The sequence below is a fragment of the Streptomyces sp. NPDC001407 genome, assembly GCF_042895325.1.
Lineage (GTDB): Bacteria > Actinomycetota > Actinomycetes > Streptomycetales > Streptomycetaceae > Streptomyces.
Window position 1 is genome coordinate 1 of record NZ_JBIAWF010000032.1, and the last position, 19,279, is coordinate 19,279.

Consider the following 19,279-nt stretch of genomic DNA (forward strand, 5'->3'; position numbering starts at 1 on the left):
TCCACGGCCGTGGTCAGCTGGCTGACCGCGGTCCCGCTCGCGGGGACCTCCAGCCGGACCGTCATCGAGTACGAGACGCTTGGCGCCGTTGCCATGGCCGCTTTCCTCTGCTTTCCCTGTTTTTCGCTTGGTACGCGCCCGGGGGCGCGGGGGTCGATCGTCCCACCTACTGGTCGGTACGCGGTAACCGGCCCCGGATCGCGGAATCGCGCTTCCAACATACGAGAGGCGCGCCCAACGCGGACGGGCGCCCCTCGTGGTGAGGGGCGCCCGTCGTGAACGCTCTGGCGGCACCGACCCGCCATGCTCGCCTCGCGGCAAGTGGTCGCTCGAAGCGACTAAGGTTGGGCCCGGGGGCTTGGATCGAGCCGGTGCCGTGTTCCAGGCTAACAAATGCTTCCCGGAAGTCACGGGCGAACGTCTGGGCTGTGCGGTGTGCGAGCGCCTGCGGCGGGCTTGTTCCCCAACCCCGCCCCTTCCCGGCTGCGTCTGATGTGCGGCTCCGCCGCGTGGGGGCACTGCCCCAGCCCCCTGGCCGCGGGCCGGTTGGCGCCTGCGGCGCTTTGTTCCCCCACCCCGCCCCTTCCCGAAACTGGGGCTCTGCCCCAGACTCCGATGTGCGGCTCCGTTGCCTCCCCCAGCTACCGCTGGGAGGTGCCCCCAGCGGCGGAGAGCGCCCTTCGGGCGCGTCCTCAAACGCCGGACGGGCTGAAAGAAGAGAACGGCGCACCCGGGCTGTAATGAGCACCCCGGACGGGCGGAAAGAAGTATGGCGCGCCCCACAACCCGCACTTGCCCTCCGGCGGGAGGGGGTGGGGTCGGAGGGTGGGGTTCTGGAACGCGGTGCGACTTCAGGGCACCCAATACGTCTTACGGTTCCCGCACCGCGTTCCAGGTTCCCAGCCCGGAGGCCCCACCCCCGGCACCCACAACCAAAGCCCGGCCGGCGATTGAGGCCACGCCCGAAGGGCGTCCCGCCGCAGGCGCGAACCGAGCCGCACCCGACAACGGCGAACCCCACCTCAATCCCGCAACAAATCCGGCACCCCCGCCCCATCCACATCATCCCGCTCCCCCGAAAGCACCGTCAGCCGCTGCGTAGCCCGCGTCAGCGCCACGTACAGCACGCGCAGCCCCGCCGGGGACTCGTCCGCGATCTCGGCGGGGGTGACGACCACCGTCGCGTCGTACTCCAGGCCCTTCGCCTCCAGGCTGCCCAGGACGACCACGCGGTCGCCGAGGGCGGTCAGCCAGGCTCGGGCCTCCGCGCGGCGGGCCATCGGGACGACGACGCCGACCGTGCCGTCGACGTCGTCGAGGAGGTGGCGGACCTCGGCGCGTACGGCTGCGGCCAGGTCGCCGTCGGCGACGGCGAAGCGGGGGACGACGCCCGTCGACCGCACGGCCGCCGGGGAGCGCATGCCGGGCATGGCCAGGGCCAGGACCTTGGCGGCAAGTTCGGCGATCTCGGCGGGGTTGCGGTAGTTGACGGTGAGTTCGAAGCGGCGGCGGGGGCGGGTACCGAGCGCCTCGTCCCTGGCGGCGGCCGCCTCGTCCGGGTCGGACCAGGAGGACTGCGCCGGGTCGCCGACGACCGTCCAGGTCGCGGTGCGGCCCCTGCGGCCCACCATCCGCCACTGCATGGGCGTGAGGTCCTGGGCCTCGTCGACGATCACGTGGGCGTAGTCGCGGCGCTCCTCGGCGAGCCGCTCCGCGCGCTCGCGGCGGCTCTCGGAGCGCGTCGGCATGAGCTCCTCCAGGCCGGTGAGCTGGTCGAGCGGGTCGAGGTCGCGCGGCTTCCTCGGGCGGGCGGGGACGCCGAGCAGCGTCTCCAACTCGTCGAGCAGGGCCACGTCGTGGACCGAGAGCGGGCCTTGCCCCCGGTCGTCCAGCCGCTTGAGCGAGCGGGCCAGCAGGCGGACCTCGCGCGGGTTGAGCTCGCGGCGCGCCCAGCGGGACAGCCGCCGCTCGTCCGCCATCGCGGCGAGCACCCCGCGCGGGGTGAGCTCGGGCCACCAGGCGGCGAGGAAGCTGAGGAAGTCGTCCTCGGTGGAGACGTCCTCGTCGAAGGCCTGCCGGGCCTCCGCCGCGAGCTCGGGGTCGGTGTAGCGCTTGGGGCCGCCCGCCTTCGACCACAGGGAGTCGAGGATCAGCCTGCGGGCGCGCGGGCGCAGCAGGTTGACGGGCGCGGTGCCGCCGAGGGCGGTGTTGCGGATGCGCTTGAGCTCGTCGGGCCCGATCTCCAGCCGGGCGCCGAAGGCCACGACGCGCAGCCGGTCGGGGGTGGCGGGGGCGGCGGCCTCCGCCGGTTCCCCGAAGGAGAGTTGGCCCTCGTCCGCCGGGCCGCCCCGCCGCCCGGCGGCAGGCGCCGGCTCGAGTGCGCCCCGCACCGCCTTGCGCAGCACCTTGAGCATGCGGGAGGAGCCCTTGATCCGGGCGACGGCGGGCTCGTCGTACGTATCGGCCTCGGCGCCGTCGACCAGGGAGCCCACGGCGCGGATCGCGACCTGGCCCTCCTCGCCGAGCGAGGGCAGCACGCCCTCGGTGTAGGCGACGAGCAGCGGCGTCGGCGAGACGACGAGGATGCCGCCCGCGTAGCGCCTGCGGTCCTGGTAGAGGAGGTAGGCGGCGCGGTGCAGGGCGACGGCGGTCTTGCCGGTGCCGGGCCCGCCCTCGACCTCGGTGACCGAGGCGGCGGGCGCGCGGATGACCATGTCCTGCTCGGCCTGGATGGAGGCGACGATGTCGCGCATCGTGTGGCTGCGGGCCTGGCCGAGCGCGGCCATCAGGGCACCGTCGCCGACGACCGGCAGCGCGGCGCCGTCCAGGGTGGCCGTCAGCTCGGGGCGCAGCAGGTCGTCCTCGACGCCGAGGACCTTGCGGCCCTTGGAGCGGATGACCCGGCGGCGCACGACGCGGCCGGGCGCCACGGGCGTCGCGCGGTAGAACGGCGCGGCGGCGGGCGCCCGCCAGTCGATGACGAGCGGGGAGTAGTCGGCGTCGAGGACGCCGATGCGGCCGATGTGGAGCGTCTCGGCGATCTCCGCCCGGTCGTCGCGCACGGCGTCGTCCGCGGGCTCGACGGAGGTGTAGGCGCCGTCGGGCCCCTTCTTCCCGTCCTTGCCGAGGAGCAGGTCGATGCGGCCGAAGAGGAAGTCCTCGAACTCGCTGTTGAGCCGGTTGAGGTGCACTCCGGCGCGGAACACCTGGGCGTCCCGCTCGGCGAGCGCGCCCGGCGTGCCGACCTGGCCTCGTTTGGCGGCGTCGTCCATGAGGAACTCGGCCTCGTGGATCTTCTCCTCCAGGCGCCGGTACACCCGGTCCAGATGCTGTTGTTCGGTACCGATCTCACGGTCGCGGACCCCGTCGGGTTCCGTCGCCGGTCCTGTCGCCACCTGCGCGTGCGTGGCGTTCTGCGCGGCCACCCAAGCCCCCTTCTGCTGTGCCTAGGGCAGCCGTCAACCGTACGCGAACAGAGGTGCTGAGCGCACCTGTCATGACATGGTGGTTTTCGTCAGTTTTCAGATGGGTTCCAGATGGGTTCCAGACGGGTTCAGGCTGGGTTCCGGTGAGGTTCCGGCCGGGCTCCGGTCACACCTTGATGGTGTCCAGGAGCTTTCCGTCCAGCGTGCGGACCTCGAAGTGGTCGATGTCCTGCCGGTTCAGCGCGGCGCCGCCCTGGGTGTACAGCGGCTCCTTGCTCCACTTGTCCCCGGCGTCCTGGAGGCCGTAGCCCGCGCCGGGCACGGCCCAGGTGGTGACGGTCTGCCGCTCGCCGTCCCTGCCGACCGCGACGAGGTCGCAGGTCAGCGGGCCTTTGACGTTGGCGAGCCTGAGGGCGACACGCGTGCCCCAGGGCTTCTGCTGGAGCGAGACGGAGGCGTCGACCTTCGTCGTGGGGTCGACCGCGCCGATCTTCTCGCCCTCCTCGTAGATCTGCTTGGCCGCGCTCACGGTGCCGGGGCTCGGCGCGTTCTGCGAGGTGAGGGCGGAACCGGCCAGCGGGCCCGCGACGATCAGGACGGCGGCCGCCACGCCCAGGCACAGCCTGCGGGTGCGCTGGGCGTGGCGGACGGCCGCGACCCTGGTGAGCAGGCCGTCGAGGAGCGCGGGGTGCGGGCGGGCGGTGAGCACGCCGGGGTCCGGGGCGGACGCCTTGAGGTCGGCGAGGAGGGGGGCCAGCCCGAGCACCCCGTCGAGCTCGGCGGCGCAGCGGGGGCAGTCGGCGAGGTGCTCCTCGAAGCGCGCGGCGTCGGCCTCGGCCAGGACGCCGAGGGCGTAGGCGCCCACGTCCATGTGCTGTGCCGGCTCGTTCATGCCGTCACTCCCCGTTCCTCGAGCGAGAGCCTCATGGAGCGCAGGGCGTAGAAGACCCGGGACCGCACGGTCCCGGCCGGTACGCCCAGCACCTCGGCCGCCTCGCTCACCGTACGTCCCTTGAAATAGGTCTCGATCAATGCCTCTCGGTGGGCCTCGGTCAGATCGCCGAGCGCGTCGGAGATGGTCATCAGGCGCAGCGCCCGGTCGATCTCGTCGGCCGCGGGGATCTGCTCCAGCGGCGCCGGGTCGACCTCCCGGGGGCGGGCCTGGCGGCTGCGGTGGGCGTCGATGACGATGCGCCGGGCGACGGTCACCAGCCAGGGCCGTACGGAGCCGGGGGCGCCGCGCAGCCGGTCGGCGTTGCGCCAGGCACGCAGCAGCGTCTCCTGGACGACGTCCTCCGCCCGCTGGCGGTCCCCGGCCACCAGCCGCAGCACGAAGGCGAGGAGCGGGCCCGCGTGCTCGTCGTAGAGCGCCCGCATCAATTCCTCGTCGGGACTGGTCCTGTCGGCCACGACGGCATCCTTGCGCACGGCCTTCCCCCGGTCGATAGGGCGCGACGGCGGTTCGCGGGTCAGTAGCCGTAGCCCCCGCCGCCACCGGTGTTCGCCTGCGCCTTCCTGCCCTGCGGGTCGCTGGCGAACCAGGTGCCCGCGATGCCCTGGCCCTTGGTGTCGCCGGGCTTGGTGTCGGGCGCGTAGCGGTAGAGCGGCCAGCCGCCCAGGGTCAGCTGCTTGCTGCCGTCGGCGCGGGTCACGGTGGAGACGAGGGCCTTGTCGACGCCCTTGAGGGTGACCTGGCCGCCGGCCGCCGCGGGCGGCCAGGTGGCGGCGCAACTGCCGGAGCAGTTGGAGACGGACGGCTTGGGTGTGTCCTTGTCGAAGCGGTAGAGGGTGAAGCCCTTTGCGTCCGTGACGATCGCGCCGAGCCTGGGGTCCTGCGTCCGTACGAGAGCGGCGGACGCCGGAGCGGGCCGCGGCTGTTGCTGCTCACTCTGCGACGGCGTGCTCTTGCCGGGCTTGTCGTAGGAGGAGGAGCCGCCGGAGCCGCAGGCGGTCACGGTGAGCGCGGCGGCGGCCACGCCGGTCACCGCGAGAACACCGAGGCGTGTGCCGCGCGCGATTTTCCTCATGACGATTCCCCCTGCCGGGACGATTCCGGGGCGTGGTGCCCCCTTCGCCTCTTAATACGGACGGGGCGACCGTGGCACTCAGCCGCGCGCGGGAATTCCCGGAGGAATGCGGCGTACGTACGGAAGGGCCTTCGCGTTCAATTGCGCATGCCGTATTTCGGCGGGGAATTCTCAGGGGGTCTGCGGGCCGGCCCCGAGGAGGCGGCGGCGGTGCCTGGCCACCCGCACGCGGTTGCCGCAGACCTCGCTGGAGCACCAGCGACGGCGGCGGCCGCGCGAGGTGTCCAGATAGACCAGCGAGCAGGTCTCGCCCTCGCACTGCCGCAGCTGCCCCCGGGTGGCCGGGTCGGTGAGGAGCTCGACCGCGTCCCGGCAGATCTGCCCGACGAGCGCCCCGCAGTCGGGGGCGCCGGCGACGGCGCGGACGAGGGTGCCGTCGGCGGCCCGTACGGCCCGCAGGGCGGGCGGCGCGGTGGCGGCCAGCGCGTTGACGCGCTCCAGGTCGGGGTCGGCGGCGCGGCCGTCGACCTCGGCGTGGACGACGCGGTGCAGCAGGTCGCGGGCCGCGTGGAAGCGGCCCAGCCAGCCGGCGTCGACCGCGCCGAGCGGGGTGCCGGGTGGCACGGCACCGGCGGCGAGCAGCCAGTCCCGCAGCCGCTCGGGGGTGCCGAGCCGCTCGACGGGCTCCTCGCTGAAGCGTCCGCCGACCGTGGCCACCAGATCCAGGCAGAGCCGCCCGGCGTCGAATCGCAGGTCATAGGAGGCTGTCGCCGCCATGCGCCTGTCACCTTTTCCCTGTTCGCGTCTTCCCGCGTCCCGGGACCGCCCGTGCGCGGTGCCGCCACCTCCAGGGTGCCCCGTAGGGCGTACGCCTGTAACCCCCGGATCGTCCGGGTGGCGGCGCGGTCAGCCGCGCGGCGCGGCCGGGTCGGCTTGGGGACTCGCCGTTGTCGAGTGCGGGTTTCCTTCTCGCCTGCGGCGGAACGCTCTTCGAGCGTGGCCTCAAACGCCGGCCAGGCTGGTTGTCGGGGTTCTTCGCCGTCATTGGCAGCAGGCGCACGCCCTCGACGGTGAGCGCGAGTTGCCGGGTCGTGCGGCTGAACAGCTCGGCGCTCAGGCGCTGTTCGAGCCGCCGGATGTCGCGTCTGAGAGCTTACCGGGCGAGGTGAAGGCGGCCGGCGGCGCGGGTGAAGTGCGGCTCTTCGGCGACGGCGGCGAAGGCGCGGAGGAGGCGTGGCTCCATGTCGTGCGGCACGCACGGCAGACGGCGGCGAGAGTGGGGGCCCATGCCGAACTCCTCTTACCGCGCCCCTCTGTTCAAGGTCAGCGGCAGCGTGCTGGTGGCCGCGCCCCGGACCACGGACGCGTTCCCTCCGGTCGCCCGCGAGCGCCGGACGGGCCGGGGCCCGCGCCCCTTCGGGCGGCTACGCCCGCCCGCGTCCCGTGCGCGACTTGGCCAGTGCCACACCGGTCAGCCCCAGCAGCCCGGCGAGACCCGCGCCCACCACCGCCGTCACCAGGGGCGACCCGGACACCTCGGAGGGCGAGGCCGCCGCCGTCACGACCAGTTGCCCGATCTTCCGTACGCGCCCGTGGTGGCTGACCACCGTCACCGGATAGCTGCCCTCCCCCAGGCCGCGCCGGATGTGCGCGGGGCCGTAGTAGCGGGGGGAGTCGCCGTCACCCGCCTTGCTCTCGTCGCGCTTGAGCGGCACCGGACGCTCGAAGGCCGGTGAGGTGGCGGTCAGCCGTCCCTCCTCGCCCGGGTCGGGCGAGGCGTCGCGCCACAGCACGTTGACGGTCCCGCCGACGGGGACGGTGTGGCCGTGCGTACGAGCCCGCTCGGGGCCCGACGCGGGCGAGGTGCCGAAGAACGCGGGGCCGCGCGGGCGGCCCACGTAGTCGCGGTCACCGGGCCGGGCCGCGCGGACCACCAGCGGCTTGTGGTCGACCTCGCGGCCGCCGGGACCGGTGAGCGTCACCTTGTAGGTGCCGTCCTTCACCGAGGCCGGCAGGTCGAGGCCGCCGGAGAACAGCCGGGGGTTGTCCCAGTCGGCGCCCGAGGGGTCGTGGGCGAGCCGCACGGGCGCGGGGAAGGCGGGCGAGCGCACCTCGAAGGCCGTGCCGGTCTCGCCCGGGAACAGATCGTCGTACGTCATCCACAGCCGCTCCCCCGGCCGCATCACCTCGCCCGGCGAGGTCACCGTGAACCGCGGCCTGCGCGGCGGCCCGACTTCCACCCTGTCCTGGGCGACGACCCGCCCGCCCGCGCGCACGGTGAGCGGATAGCTGCCGGGCTTCGTGCTCATGGCGATGGCGGGCCGCGCGTGGTGGCCGTGCTCGGGGGCCGGGGCGCGGTGCTGATAGGGGGCGAGCGTGATCCGGCGCGGGAAGACGGGCGAGGAGACGGTGACCTCGCCCCGGCCGCGTACGCCCTGGACATCGATGTCGACGAGGCCGCCGGGGCGGTTGTCGAAGGCGCCGTTGAGCAGCAGGTGCACCGCGCCGCGCCCCTCGTCGGCCGCCGCGCCCTGGGCCGGGCCGACGGCCGGCCACAGCGCGGCGGCACCCACCACGGCCAGCACCGCATGCGTCCACTTCACCGGGCACCCCCTTGTCCGCCACTGAGGAAGAGGGGCGCGGCGGCCTCCGGGTTGCGCCGCGCGGGCAGGCGGCACGCACGACGAAGGCCCCACCGCCGAAGCGGTGGGGCCTTCGCCTCACATGGGATGAGTGGAGATGGCGGGAATCGAACCCGCGTCCAACGGTGCGGAATCAGGGCTTCTCCGAGCGCAGTCCGCTGCGATTTTCTCAGCCCCGGAGATCACGCGGACAAGTCTCCGACGGGCTCAGTCACTGTTTGATTTCCCTCTCGACCCCGTGACCGGGTCTAGAGGTTTAGTTCCCTAGCTGATGCCAGGATCCGGGTCGGGAACAGCCCCGGGCTGACACTTCGCAAAGTCGCTACTTAGGCAGCGAGGGCGAAGGAATCGCGCTTGGTGTTGGCGATTATTGGTTGCGACATATGGTTTACGAGATCATTGCCGCTTCCTCGGCTCGCTTCCCCTGCTTCGACATCCGCTGTCGAAACCGATCATCCCCATGTTGTTTTTTCAAGGTGCGCACCCCGTGGGGTGTGCGGTGCCCATCGTACGTGACCAACGCGCGACGGTGCCAGCGTATTCCCGCTGACGGGCGACCCCGGGGTCAGACCCGCTTGGCCTGCGTCTCCCGCTGACGCCTGCGCGCGGCCGCGATCGCGCGGTTCGACTCGCGGGTGTCCTGCTTCTCGCGGAGCGTCTGCCGCTTGTCGTACTCCTTCTTGCCCTTGGCGAGGGCGATCTCGACCTTGGCCCGGCCGCCCCTGAAGTACAGCGCGAGCGGCACGATCGTGTGGCCCGTCTCCTGCGACTTGGAGTCGAGCTTGTCGATCTCGACGCGGTGCATCAGCAGCTTGCGCTTGCGGCGCGCGCTGTGGTTGGTCCACGTGCCCTGGGCGTACTCGGGGATGTGGACGTTGTGCAGCCACGCCTCGCCGCCGTCGATCTGCACAAAGCCGTCCACCAGCGAGGACCGGCCCTGGCGGAGCGACTTGACCTCGGTGCCGGTCAGCACCATGCCGCACTCGTAGGTGTCCAGAATGTGGTAATCGTGGCGCGCCTTCTTGTTCTGCGCGACCAGCTTGCGGTCCGGCTTCTCTTTAGCCTTCTTCTCTTTAGCCATAGCGCGGTCATTCTCGCACTACGACCCACCCCTGAGGCCACTCAATACTGTGCGGGCCCGCCGCTCGGCATCGCTCCGCACGACCAGGTCGGGGGCGATGCCGCGGCCGTCGACGGAGCGGCCCGAGGGGGTGCGGTAGTGGCCGACGGTGAGCTCCGCGACCGAGCCGTCCGCGAGCCGGCTGGGCAGCTGCACCGAGCCCTTGCCGAAGGTCGGGGTGCCCACGACGACCGCCCGGCCGCGGTCCTGGAGGGCCCCGGCCAGCATCTCGCCGGCGCTCATCGTGCCGCCGTCGACGAGCACGACCAGCGGCGCCCCGGTGACGCCGCCGGGCCGGGCCTCCAGGGTGCGCCGGCCGCCCCGTACGTCGTAGGTGGCCACCACGCCGCCGTCGAGGAAGGCGGAGGCCGCGGTCACGGCCTCGTCGACCAGGCCGCCGGAGTTGCCCCTCAGATCCAGCAGGATGCCCTCCCCGCGCGCGGCCGAGCGGGCCGCCCGGCGGATCCGCTCACCCGTCCCCCGGGTGAAGGAGTCGACCTTGATCCGGGTGGTGGCGGGCCCCTCGGCCCGCCCGTCCGGCAGCCGGTCCACGGAGACGCTCTCGGTGACCAGCCGCTCGCGCAGGAGGGTCCGCCGCCACGGCCACCCGTCCCGCCGGAGACCGATCGTCACGGGGGTGCCCGCGGCCCCCTGCTCCCCCGTGCTGTCGCCGCGCAGCCGGGCGATCACCTCGGTGACGGGAAGGCCCGCCGTCGCCACGCCGTCGACCGTGCGCAGCTCGTCCCCGGCGCGGATGCCCGCGCGCTCGGCGGGCCCGCCGGGCCGGACGCCGTCGACCTCGGTCCGGCCCTCGCCCGCGCTCCGGACGGAGAGGCCGACGCCCACGTACGCGCCGTCCAGGGCGCGCTCGAAGCCCTCGTACTCACGGGCGCTGTAGACGGAGCTCCAGCGGTCGCCGCTGCGGCCGACCACCTCGGCCGCGGCCTCGGCCCCGGACTTGCCGTCCTGCTCGGCCCGTTCGGCGGCGGCCTCCACGGCACGGCGGTCCACCGGGCCCCGCCCGGCAGCGTCGACGGCCTCCGCGGCGGGCCGTGCCGCCGTACGGGCCGCGAGGCGGGCCTCCGCCGATTTCCGGCCGCCCTGCGCGTCCGCGCTCCAGGAACCGGCCGCGGCGCCCGTCGCCAGCACACCCGCGAAGACCAGTGTCAGTGCGGCACCGCGCCGGGCGCGGCGCCGCGGCAGGAACATCGACGGGCCGGGCATGCGCGTGAGTCTAGGACACGAGAAGGCGCCGTACGGGGAGTTGTCCCGCACGGCGCCCTGGTCGAACTGCTGGACCTCTGTCAGACCTTGAGGTACTTCCGCAGCGCCGCGAAGGCCGCCAGCGCGGGCATCAGCAGCCCGATGGCGAGCACCAGCGGCAGCTTGGCCAGCACCGCGTCCCAGCCGATGAACTGGATGACGTCGATGTGGTGCACCAGCCAGTTGTTCACCAGGAAATACTGGCCGCAGACCAGCAGCACGCAGGCGAAGCCCGCGCCGAGCAGGCCCGCGAAGGCCGCCTCCATGATGAACGGGATCTGGATGTAGAAGCTGGAAGCGCCGACCAGCCGCATGATGCCGGTCTCCCGGCGGCGGCTGAACGCGGACACCCGCACGGTGTTCACGATCAGCATCAGCGCCACGATCAGCATCAGGAACATCACGCCGAGCGCCGCGAAGTTCATGCCGTTCAGGAGGTTGAAGAGGTTGGACAGCAGCGTCTTCTGGTCCTGCACGGTCTGGACGCCGGGCCGCTGCGAGAAGGCACTGGAGATGACCTCGAACTTCGAGGGGTCCTTGAGCTTGACGCGGAAGGACTCCTGCATCTGGTCCGGCGTCAGCGACCCCGCGATCGGGGAGCTCTTGCCGAACTGCTCCTTGTAGTGCTTGTACGCCTCGTCGGCCGTCTCGAACTGGACGCTCTGGACGAGATCCTTCATCTTCCCCAGGTCGGTGCGGATCTCCTTCTTCTGGTCCTCCGTCGCCGCCCCCTTGGCACAGGAGGGGAAGGACTCCGCGTCGGTCTTGTTGCAGAGGAAGATCGAGACGTTGACCTTGTCGTACCAGTAGCCCTTCATCGTGCTGACCTGCTCGCGCATGAGCAGAGACCCGCCGAAGAGCGCGAGCGACAGAGCGACGGAGACGATCACCGCGAAGGTCATCGTGAGATTACGGCGGAGACCGACGCCGATCTCCGACAGGACGAACTGGGCGCGCATGGCGTCCTTTCAGTGCTGGTAGCCGTAGACGCCACGCGACTGGTCGCGCACGAGACGGCCCTGTTCCAATTCGATGACGCGCTTGCGCATCTGGTCCACGATCTGCTGGTCGTGCGTGGCCATGATGACCGTCGTCCCGGTGCGGTTGATCCGGTCCAGCAGCTTCATGATGCCGACGGAGGTCTGCGGGTCGAGGTTGCCGGTGGGCTCGTCCGCGATCAGCAACAGCGGCCGGTTGACGAACGCGCGGGCGATCGCGACGCGCTGCTGCTCACCGCCGGAGAGCTCACCGGGCATCCGGTCCTCCTTGCCGCCGAGACCCACCAGCTCCAGGACCTGGGGCACGGCCTTGCGGATCTCACCCCGCGGCTTGCCGATGACCTCCAGGGCGAAGGCGACGTTCTCGTTGACCGTCTTGTTGGGGAGGAGGCGGAAGTCCTGGAAGACCGTGCCCAGCTGGCGGCGCATCTGCGGCACCTTCCAGTTGGACAGCCTGGCGAGGTCCTTGCCCAGCACGTGGACCTGGCCGGTGGTGGCGCGCTCCTCGCGCAGCAGCAGCCTCAGGAAGGTGGATTTGCCGGAACCGGACGAGCCGACGAGGAAGACGAACTCGCCCTTCTCGATCTCCAGCGAGACATCGCGGAGCGCCGGCCGGTTCTGCTTGGGGTAGGACTTGGAGACGTTGTCGAATCGGATCACGAGTGCACCACGCGTCGACCTGGATAGGGGGCACGGAACACCGCGCGCGCGGCTCCCGTCGGTGTGCGTGACCATACGCGAACCACCGGTGCACGCGCAGTCGGCGTCCGGTCTTGGCGCGTTTGTCACCGGCCCGGTGGGGGACAAAACTGGGGCAATCGGGTCCACGCCCCCGGGTGGGGCCGACCGGCCGCGCCGAACGGCGTGGAAGCTGGCACAGTGGTAAGGGGAACCGCCCGGCCACCCCGCGCGTTGGACGTACCGGAGGAGGAGATCGCATGACATGCGACCGACTGGTGTGCGCCAACTGCGCGGCCCCCGTCAGTGAAGGCCGCTGCCCGGTGTGCCGGGCCAGCAGGGAGCGGCTGCAGCACCAGGAAGGCGTCTTCGCCGGACTGACCCCGGCCACGCTGATCGCGCTGCTCGTGGCGCTGATAGCGGTGGCCGTCGTGGCGCGCGGCTTCGCCGGGTAGTCACCCGGTCACACCGCGGCGCCCGCCGCACACGTACGAGGGCCCGGAGCACTGTCACGCGCTCCGGGCCCTCGGTCGTTCTCGGCGTCGTTCTCCGTGCCGTTCGCCGGGCCGGCCGTCAGGCCGCGGTGGCGCGCGTCATCAGGCGCGGCAGCAGCCGGAAGCCGATGCCGCCCGCGATCATCGTCGCGGCGCCGACGACCAGGAAGGTCGTCTGGCCCGCGCCGGTCTCGGCGAGCTGCTCCTTGGGCTTGGCCTGCTGCACGGGCTTGGCACCGGCGCTGTCGGTGTCCGTGTTGGTGCCGCAGTTGCTGTTGGTGTCCACGGGGCAGGTGCGGCCGGGCTTGTCGCCCTGGTCGCCGCCAGTGGCACCGCCGGTCACGGCGTTGTGGTCACCGCCGGTGGAACCGTCGCCGCCGGTGGAACCGCTGTGGTCACCGCCGGTGGTGCTGCCGCCGGTGGTCCCACCGGAGGTCTTGCCACCATCGGCCTGGCCGCCAGTGGTCTGGCCGCCCGAGGTCTGGCCACCGGTCGTCTGACCGCCGGTGGTCTTGCCACCGTCCGTCTGACCGCCCGTGGTCTGCCCGCCGGTCGTCTTGCCACCGTCGGTCGTGCCGCCGTCCGTCTGGCCACCGGTGGTCTTGCCGCCGTCGGTCTGACCGCCGGTCGTCTTCCCGCCGTCGGTCTGACCGCCCGTGGTCTTGCCGCCGTCGGTGGTGCCACCGTCCGTCGTGCCACCGTCGGTGGTACCGCCCGTGGAGGGGCCGCCGGTCGTGGTGCCGGTCGTCTGGCCGCCATCGGCCTGGCCGCCCGAGGACGGGCCACCCGTGGTGGTGCCGGTCGTCTGGCCACCGTCCGTCTGGCCGCCCGAGGACGGGCCACCGGTCGTGGTGCCGGTCGTCTGACCGCCGTCCGTCTGACCGCCCGAGGACGGGCCACCCGTCGTCGCACCCGTCGTCGAACCGGCCGTGGAGCCCGTGGTGGAGCCGGCCGTCGAACCGGCCGTCGTACCGCTCGTGTCACCGCCCACCGGCGGCTGCGGGATCTCGTTGGGGTCGCCGTCCACGGCGACATTGGTGTGCACACCGGTCGTCGCACCGACTCCGGCGACGTGGACGCCCGCGGCCGAGGCCGCACCGGCCGCCGTCAGCGAAGCACCCGCGGCGACAACCGCGCCGGCGGCTATGCGCGCGACGCGCAGCCGCGTCTTCTTGGTCATATACCTGCTACCCCCAGTAGCTGATCGTCATTGGAGCAGCTATGCACGGGGCGGTGGCGCATCCGGGGTCGAGAGCGGCTCAACCGGCCGGACCGGCCGGGCCGTTCGCCCCCCGCCACGCGCACCCCAGTGATACGCATGCCGCGCGCCAGCCTGACCAGTTTTTGAGGCAGCGTCAAGAAGGTTACAAGCGGGTATGTCCGCCTATACGGCTGCTTGCCGCTACTTCTCCCGCTGCTTGCGCCAGCGGATGCCGGCCTCCAGGAAGCCGTCGATGTCGCCGTCGAGGACGGCGGTGGGGTTGCCGACCTCGAACTCGGTGCGGAGATCCTTGACCATCTGGTACGGGTGCAGGACGTACGACCGCATCTGGTTGCCCCAGGAGCCGCCGCTGTCGCCCTTGAGCGCGTCCATCTTGGCCTGCTCCTCCTGGCGGCGGCGCTCGAGGAGCTTGGCCTGGAGGACGTTCATCGCGGTCGCCTTGTTCTGGATCTGCGAGCGCTCGTTCTGGCAGGAGACGACGATGCCGGTCGGGATGTGGGTCAGCCGCACCGCGGAGTCGGTGGTGTTGACGCCCTGGCCGCCGGGGCCGGAGGAGCGGTAGACGTCGACGCGCAGCTCGGACTCGTCGATCTCGACGTGGTCGGTCGTCTCGACCACCGGCAGCACCTCGACGCCCGCGAAGGACGTCTGGCGGCGGCCCTGGTTGTCGAAGGGCGAGATGCGGACGAGGCGGTGCGTGCCCTGCTCGACGGAGAGCGTGCCGTAGGCGTAAGGGACCTGGACGGCGAAGGTGGTCGACTTGATGCCGGCCTCTTCCGCGTACGAGGTCTCGTAGATCTCCGTCTTGTAGCCGTGGCGCTCGGCCCAGCGGAGATACATGCGCTGGAGGCGCTCGGCGAAGTCGGAGGCGTCGACGCCACCGGCCTCGGCGCGGATGTTGACCAGCGCCTCACGGGAGTCGTACTCGCCGGAGAGGAGCGTACGGACCTCCATCTCGGCCAGCGCCTTGCGGACGTCGCCCAGCTCGGTCTCCGCCTCGGCGAGCGCGTCGGCGTCGCCCTCGGCCTCGGCGAGCTCGAAGAGCACCCCGAGGTCGTCGATGCGGCCGCGCAGGCTCTCCGTCTTGCGGAGCTCCGCCTGGAGGTGCGACAGCTTGCTGGTGATCTTCTGCGCCGCCTCCGGGTCGTCCCACAGGGAGGGGGCGGCCGCCTGCTCCTCGAGCACGGCGATGTCAGCCCTCATCCTGTCGAGGTCCAGGACGGCCTCGATCGACCCCATGGTCGAGGAGAGGGACTTCAGCTCTTCGGATACATCAACGACTGCCACGCACCCAGCCTAACGGCTGCGCCGGGCTGCGGGTGTCCTACGGGTACGCCGGTTCCTGGCTGCGGGTCCTCTGCCTCCCCCAGGCTCCGTCCGGGGGTGCCCCCAGCGGCGGGGGCGGCTTCAGCCTCCGGCCGGGCTGAATGTGCGGGTCCGTTGCGCCTGCGGCGGGCGGCCTCAAGCGCCGGCCGGGCTGGATGTGGCGGGGGCCGGGGGGCCTCCGGGCTGAGGACCTGGAACGCGGTGCGGGCACCGTGAGACGTATTGGGTGCCCTGATTCACGCACCGCGTTCCAGAACCCCACCCTCCGACCCCACCCCCTCCCCCCGGAGGGCAAGTGCGGGTTGCGCGGTGCGCCATTCTTTTCTTTTTCAGCCCGTTGGGGGCACTTCTGGGGGCACCCCCGGACGGAGTCTGGGGGAGGTAGCTGGGGGAGTTTGAGGACGCGGCCGCAGGCCGCAGGCGGCAACAGGCCCGCAGCTCGGGGTCTGGGGCGGGGCCCCCACGCGGCGGAGCCGCACATCAGACGCAGCCGGGAAGGGGCGGGGTAGGGGAACAAAGCGCCGCAGGCGCCAACCGACCCGCAGTCAGGGGGCCAGGGCGGAGCCCCCCACGCGGAGCCGCACATCAGACTCAGCCGGAAAGGGCGAAGCCTAGGCACCCCGCTACGGCAGCGGCCCCGGCGGAGGCGAGTCCGGGTGGTGGACACCCGGCGGCGCGTCCTTCGCCTCGTGGGACGAGACCGCGAACCAGCCGCCCACCCCCGCCGCCGCGGCCAGGGCGACCGCGGCCGCGCCCAGCTTGATGCGGCGGCGCCGGGTCTCCTCCGGGGAGCGGTGGCGCGCGGAGCCCGCGCGACGCTGGCCGGCCGCCCGGGGGGCCCGTGCCGTGCCGTGCGCGCCCCCGGCGAGCTCCGCGGGCGTGGGCACCCGCATGCTCGTGTGGGTCTCGCGGCTGGAGTCGGCGACAGCCCCCGGCACCAGCGGGACGACGCCGCGCCGCCGGGGCCCGGTGGCCAGGCCGGAGGGCGCGGGCCCGCCGTCGTAGGCCGTCTCCCGTTCGGTGAGGCCGGCCGCGACCGTCTCGGGCTCGTCCTCGGGCTCGTCGATGTCGAGCGGCGGCATGCCCGCGAGGCCGGGCAGCAGCTCGCGCAGCCGGACGGCGAGCTCGGAGGCGCGCAGCCGGGACGCCGGTCCCTTGGCCAGGCACTGGACGATCAGCTGCCACAGCTCGTCGGGGATGCCCGGCAGCGGCGCCACGGTCTCGGTCACGTGCCGGCGCAGCACCGCGCCGGGGTGCCCGCCGCCGAAGGGCGTGAAGCCCGCGAGGAGTTCGTAGAGGACGGTGGCGAGGGCGTAGACGTCGACGGAGGCGCGCGGCGGCAGGCCCTCGATGATCTCGGGGGCGAGGTAGTCCGGGGTGCCGATGACGCTGCGGGGGCTCGGGGAGCGCACGCCCGGCCCGGCGGGGCGCGGGATGGTGGGCTCGGCCGGGCGCGGGGCGTCCACGAGCCGGGCGATGCCGAAGTCGGTGAGGAGCGCCGGGTGGGCGCCGCCGGGGCCGAGCGCGCCCTGCATGTCCAGCAGGACGTTCTCGGGCTTCACGTCGCGGTGCACGATGCCCGCCGCGTGCGCGGCCGCGAGGCCGTCGGCGACGTCGGCGACGATGGCGACGGCCGCCTCGGGGGCGAGCCGGCGCTCGCGGTCGAGGCGGGTGCGCAGATCCGTGCCGCGGATGAGGTCCATGACGAGCGCGAGGTCGGCGCCGTCGACGACGAGGTCGCGGACCCCCACCACGTTCGGGTGGTCGAGCCCGAGGAGGGCCGCGCGCTCCTGCACGAACCGGCCGACGAGTTCCTGGTCGGAGGCGAGGTCCTCGCGCAGGAGCTTGATGGCGACCGGGCCCTCGGGGCCCTCGCCAAGCCACACCGTGCCCGCACTGCCGCGCCCCAGGACCTGGTGGGCGGTGTACCGGCTGCCGATCTTCCGTGCCAAGGCTGTTCGGGTTCCTTTCCGGGTCCTCCGACGTCCGACAAGGGAGCGCTGGCGACCAAGCTACGCGGCCGCGAGGGTGTTGGGGGCGCCGATCCCGCACCAACTGTCACTTCTGCGGCTTAAAAACACCCCTGGGGTGTCGATATGTCGATACGGCTGTGCGGTCGGCGCGACTCCGGTGGTACCGCGCCCGCCGCTCAGTTGCCGCTGCCGCCCGAGGACGACGCCAGGCTCGACACCCAGTCCTTGATGTCGACGAACCAGCCCCAGGCGGCGTCCCAGAAGCTCTTGCCGTCGGCGACCCAGTCCTTGAGCGGCGTGAACTCCCAGACCAGCCAGGAACCGATGATCAGCACCACGATCATGAACAGGCAGCCCTTGAGGCAGCCGAGGCCCGGGATGCGCATCGGGTTCGCGCTGCGCTGCCGGGGCGGGCGCGGCTCGCGGCGCGCGGGCGGCGGCTCCGGGGCGTACCGCTGCGGCTGGGGCTCCTGGTAGTGCTGCGGCTGGGGCTGCGCCTGCGGGCGCTGCTGCTGCCGCTGGGGCGGCCGCTGCGGGGCGTACTGCTGCGGCTGGGGAGCGTACGGCTGCTGAGGGGGCGCGTACTGCTGCCCGTACTGCTGCTGGGGAGGCTGCTGGTACTGCTGCTGCGGCTGGGCCGCCTGCCGGTGCGGGCGGCGGCGCAGCGGGTCCTCGCTCGGGTCGAGGTAGCGCATCTGCGTCTGCTCGTTGCGGTCCCGCGCGGCGCGCATCTGGCTCTGCCAGGGGTGCGGGCCGTCGCCGCCCTCGGGGGGCAGCGGCGGGACGGGCGGCATGGCGCGGGTCGGGTCGGCGCCGCCGTTGGGGCCGGAACCGGCGGGCATGACCTGGGTGGGGTCGGCACCGTGCGCGCCGCCGGAGGTGTTCGGCAGCAGGCTGGTGGCCGCGTTCGGGTCGTAGGAGCCCGCGTTCGACGGCAGCACCTGCGTGGGATCGGCGTCGCCCGAGGGGGCGCCGAGCGGCGAGCCGTCGCCGCTGCCGGGCACCAGGGCGGGCTCGGGGTCGGGGGCGAGCAGGGCGGCGACGCCGAGCGCGGCCTCGGCCTGGGCCGGGGAGGCGTGCACGCCGACGCCCGCGGCGACGACGCGCAGGGCGCGGCCGAGGTTCTCCGCGCTGGGCCGCTCCTCGGGCCGCTTGCGCAGGCAGCGCTCGATGACCGTCCACAGCGGCTCGGGCACGGTCGTGGGGCGGCGCGGCTCGGCGCTCAGGTGCTGGTGCAGGACTTCGAGCGCGGTGGCCCCGGCGAACGGGGGGCGCCCGGTGACCAGCTCGTAGAGCAGGATGCCCGCGCCGTAGACGTCGACGGCGGAGGTCTGCGGGCGCCCCTCGGCGGACTCGGGGGCGACGTAGGCGGGCGTGCCGACGAACTCGTGGGTGCGGGTGAGGCCCGGGGAGTCCGCGAGGCGCGCGATGCCGAAGTCGGTGAGCATCGGGTGCATCAGCTGCCCGTCCGCCCCGGAGAGCAGGACGTTCGCCGGCTTGAGGTCGCGGTGGACGACGCCGTCGGCGTGGCTGGCGGCGAGGGCGTCCGCGATCTGGGCGGTGAGCAGGGCGGCGGCGACCGGGGTGAAGGGGCCGTTGTCGCGCAGATAGCGGTGCAGGTCCGGGCCGTCGACGAGGTCCATCACGAGGGCGAGGAGGTCGCCCTCGACGACGAGGTCGCGCGTGCGGACGATGTTGGGGTGCGTGAGGCGCAGCAGGACGGAGCGCTCGCGCAGGAAGCGCATGACGACGTCCGCGTCGTTGGCCAGCTCTTCCTTGAGCACCTTGATCGCGACGGTCTCGCCGGGCTGCCCGGCCACGGCGGCCTCGGAACCGGCCGTCTCGCGCTGCCGGGCCCGCCAAACGGTGCCCGTCGCCCCGCGTCCGAGCACCTCCTCGAGGAGGTACTTGCTGCCTACCGGCCGCACGTCATGCGCTCCCTGGTCGTGATCTGCCGTGATCCGCTGTCGTGATCCACGCTGCTGACGGCCGCTCCCGTTCGCCGTGACGCCTCGCGGTCGTCGCGTGCCGTGGCGGCCCTTCGCCCACTGTAGTGCCGTCGTACGGACCACCGGCCTGCCGAAATCCGGGGGGCTTGGGGTAAAGACGCG

Annotated in this window: 15 protein-coding genes, 1 other RNA gene and 1 pseudogene; 1 reads left to right on the top strand and 16 read right to left on the bottom strand. The window is 72.9% G+C overall.

What is annotated here, in order from left to right:
- Positions 1-1,022: 1,022 nt before the first annotated feature.
- The 12 genes and pseudogenes from ACFY1P_RS31455 to ftsE all read right to left on the bottom strand — a co-directional run bounded on the left by ACFY1P_RS31455 (position 1,023) and on the right by ftsE (position 12,135).
- Positions 1,023-3,425, bottom strand: coding sequence for a HelD family protein (locus ACFY1P_RS31455; protein ID WP_390752550.1), 2,403 nt, complete (start codon positions 3,423-3,425; stop codon positions 1,023-1,025).
- A 166-nt stretch (positions 3,426-3,591) separates the two neighbouring features.
- The gene (locus ACFY1P_RS31460) at positions 3,592-4,317 is read right to left on the bottom strand and encodes a zf-HC2 domain-containing protein (protein ID WP_361531280.1); all 726 of its coding nucleotides are present in this window, start codon (positions 4,315-4,317) and stop codon (positions 3,592-3,594) included.
- The gene (locus tag ACFY1P_RS31465; protein WP_390752570.1) at positions 4,314-4,802 is read right to left on the bottom strand and encodes a sigma-70 family RNA polymerase sigma factor; all 489 of its coding nucleotides are present in this window, start codon (positions 4,800-4,802) and stop codon (positions 4,314-4,316) included. The genes ACFY1P_RS31460 and ACFY1P_RS31465 overlap by 4 nt, the downstream gene beginning before the upstream one ends.
- A gap of 92 nt (positions 4,803-4,894) precedes the next feature.
- Positions 4,895-5,452, bottom strand: a complete 558-nt coding sequence (locus ACFY1P_RS31470) for a hypothetical protein (RefSeq protein ID WP_390752551.1) — start codon at positions 5,450-5,452, stop codon at positions 4,895-4,897.
- A 171-nt stretch (positions 5,453-5,623) separates the two neighbouring features.
- Entirely contained in the window at positions 5,624-6,229 is a 606-nt protein-coding gene (locus ACFY1P_RS31475; protein ID WP_361531271.1) for an ABATE domain-containing protein, read from the bottom strand.
- 268 nt (positions 6,230-6,497) lie between these two features.
- A pseudogene (locus ACFY1P_RS31480) lies at positions 6,498-6,740 on the bottom strand (LysR family transcriptional regulator); the annotation flags it as partial.
- Positions 6,741-6,876: 136 nt separating this feature from the next.
- On the bottom strand, positions 6,877-8,055 hold the full coding sequence (locus tag ACFY1P_RS31485) for a hypothetical protein (RefSeq protein ID WP_390752552.1): 1,179 nt from the start codon (positions 8,053-8,055) through the stop codon (positions 6,877-6,879).
- Between the two features lie 128 nt (positions 8,056-8,183).
- Positions 8,184-8,554: a transfer-messenger RNA gene (gene ssrA / locus ACFY1P_RS31490) on the bottom strand.
- Between the two features lie 105 nt (positions 8,555-8,659).
- Positions 8,660-9,175 (bottom strand): SsrA-binding protein SmpB, encoded by a 516-nt coding sequence (gene smpB / locus ACFY1P_RS31495; protein ID WP_361531266.1) that lies wholly within the window; start codon positions 9,173-9,175, stop codon positions 8,660-8,662.
- A gap of 18 nt (positions 9,176-9,193) precedes the next feature.
- Entirely contained in the window at positions 9,194-10,438 is a 1,245-nt protein-coding gene (locus tag ACFY1P_RS31500) for a S41 family peptidase (RefSeq protein ID WP_361531263.1), read from the bottom strand.
- Between the two features lie 80 nt (positions 10,439-10,518).
- Positions 10,519-11,436 carry a permease-like cell division protein FtsX gene (gene ftsX / locus ACFY1P_RS31505; RefSeq protein ID WP_361531260.1) on the bottom strand — a complete coding sequence of 306 codons (918 nt, stop codon included), beginning with the start codon at positions 11,434-11,436 and terminating at the stop codon, positions 10,519-10,521.
- 9 nt (positions 11,437-11,445) lie between these two features.
- The gene (gene ftsE, locus ACFY1P_RS31510; RefSeq protein WP_361531257.1) at positions 11,446-12,135 is read right to left on the bottom strand and encodes a cell division ATP-binding protein FtsE; all 690 of its coding nucleotides are present in this window, start codon (positions 12,133-12,135) and stop codon (positions 11,446-11,448) included.
- A 278-nt stretch (positions 12,136-12,413) separates the two neighbouring features.
- Here ftsE and ACFY1P_RS31515 point away from each other — a divergent pair, with 278 nt between their 5' ends.
- Positions 12,414-12,608 carry a hypothetical protein gene (locus ACFY1P_RS31515; protein ID WP_361531254.1) on the top strand — a complete coding sequence of 65 codons (195 nt, stop codon included), beginning with the start codon at positions 12,414-12,416 and terminating at the stop codon, positions 12,606-12,608.
- A gap of 118 nt (positions 12,609-12,726) precedes the next feature.
- On the opposite strand, the gene ACFY1P_RS31520 is transcribed toward ACFY1P_RS31515, so the two are convergent.
- From ACFY1P_RS31520 to ACFY1P_RS31535, 4 genes are all read right to left on the bottom strand, one after another.
- Complete coding sequence (locus tag ACFY1P_RS31520; protein WP_390752553.1) at positions 12,727-13,827, bottom strand: hypothetical protein; 1,101 nt, start codon at positions 13,825-13,827, stop codon at positions 12,727-12,729.
- Positions 13,828-14,049: 222 nt separating this feature from the next.
- Entirely contained in the window at positions 14,050-15,156 is a 1,107-nt protein-coding gene (prfB, locus tag ACFY1P_RS31525; RefSeq protein WP_361531248.1) for a peptide chain release factor 2, read from the bottom strand.
- A 662-nt stretch (positions 15,157-15,818) separates the two neighbouring features.
- On the bottom strand, positions 15,819-17,147 hold the full coding sequence (locus ACFY1P_RS31530) for a serine/threonine-protein kinase (RefSeq protein ID WP_390752554.1): 1,329 nt from the start codon (positions 17,145-17,147) through the stop codon (positions 15,819-15,821).
- 197 nt (positions 17,148-17,344) lie between these two features.
- The gene (locus ACFY1P_RS31535; RefSeq protein ID WP_390752555.1) at positions 17,345-19,096 is read right to left on the bottom strand and encodes a serine/threonine-protein kinase; all 1,752 of its coding nucleotides are present in this window, start codon (positions 19,094-19,096) and stop codon (positions 17,345-17,347) included.
- Positions 19,097-19,279 lie beyond the last annotated feature (183 nt).

Bases quoted from the DNA above. Each gene is read 5' to 3' on its own strand.
- ACFY1P_RS31460 (WP_361531280.1), bottom strand. From the start codon at position 4,317: ATGAACGAGCCGGCACAGCACATGGACGTGGGCGCCTACGCCCTCGGC.
- ftsX (WP_361531260.1), bottom strand. From the start codon at position 11,436: ATGCGCGCCCAGTTCGTCCTGTCGGAGATCGGCGTCGGTCTCCGCCGT.
- ACFY1P_RS31475 (WP_361531271.1), bottom strand. From the start codon at position 6,229: ATGGCGGCGACAGCCTCCTATGACCTGCGATTCGACGCCGGGCGGCTC.
- ACFY1P_RS31470 (WP_390752551.1), bottom strand. From the start codon at position 5,452: ATGAGGAAAATCGCGCGCGGCACACGCCTCGGTGTTCTCGCGGTGACC.
- ACFY1P_RS31515 (WP_361531254.1), top strand. From the start codon at position 12,414: ATGACATGCGACCGACTGGTGTGCGCCAACTGCGCGGCCCCCGTCAGT.
- ACFY1P_RS31465 (WP_390752570.1), bottom strand. From the start codon at position 4,802: ATGCGGGCGCTCTACGACGAGCACGCGGGCCCGCTCCTCGCCTTCGTG.
- ACFY1P_RS31520 (WP_390752553.1), bottom strand. From the start codon at position 13,827: ATGACCAAGAAGACGCGGCTGCGCGTCGCGCGCATAGCCGCCGGCGCG.
- smpB (WP_361531266.1), bottom strand. From the start codon at position 9,175: ATGGCTAAAGAGAAGAAGGCTAAAGAGAAGCCGGACCGCAAGCTGGTC.
- ACFY1P_RS31500 (WP_361531263.1), bottom strand. From the start codon at position 10,438: ATGCCCGGCCCGTCGATGTTCCTGCCGCGGCGCCGCGCCCGGCGCGGT.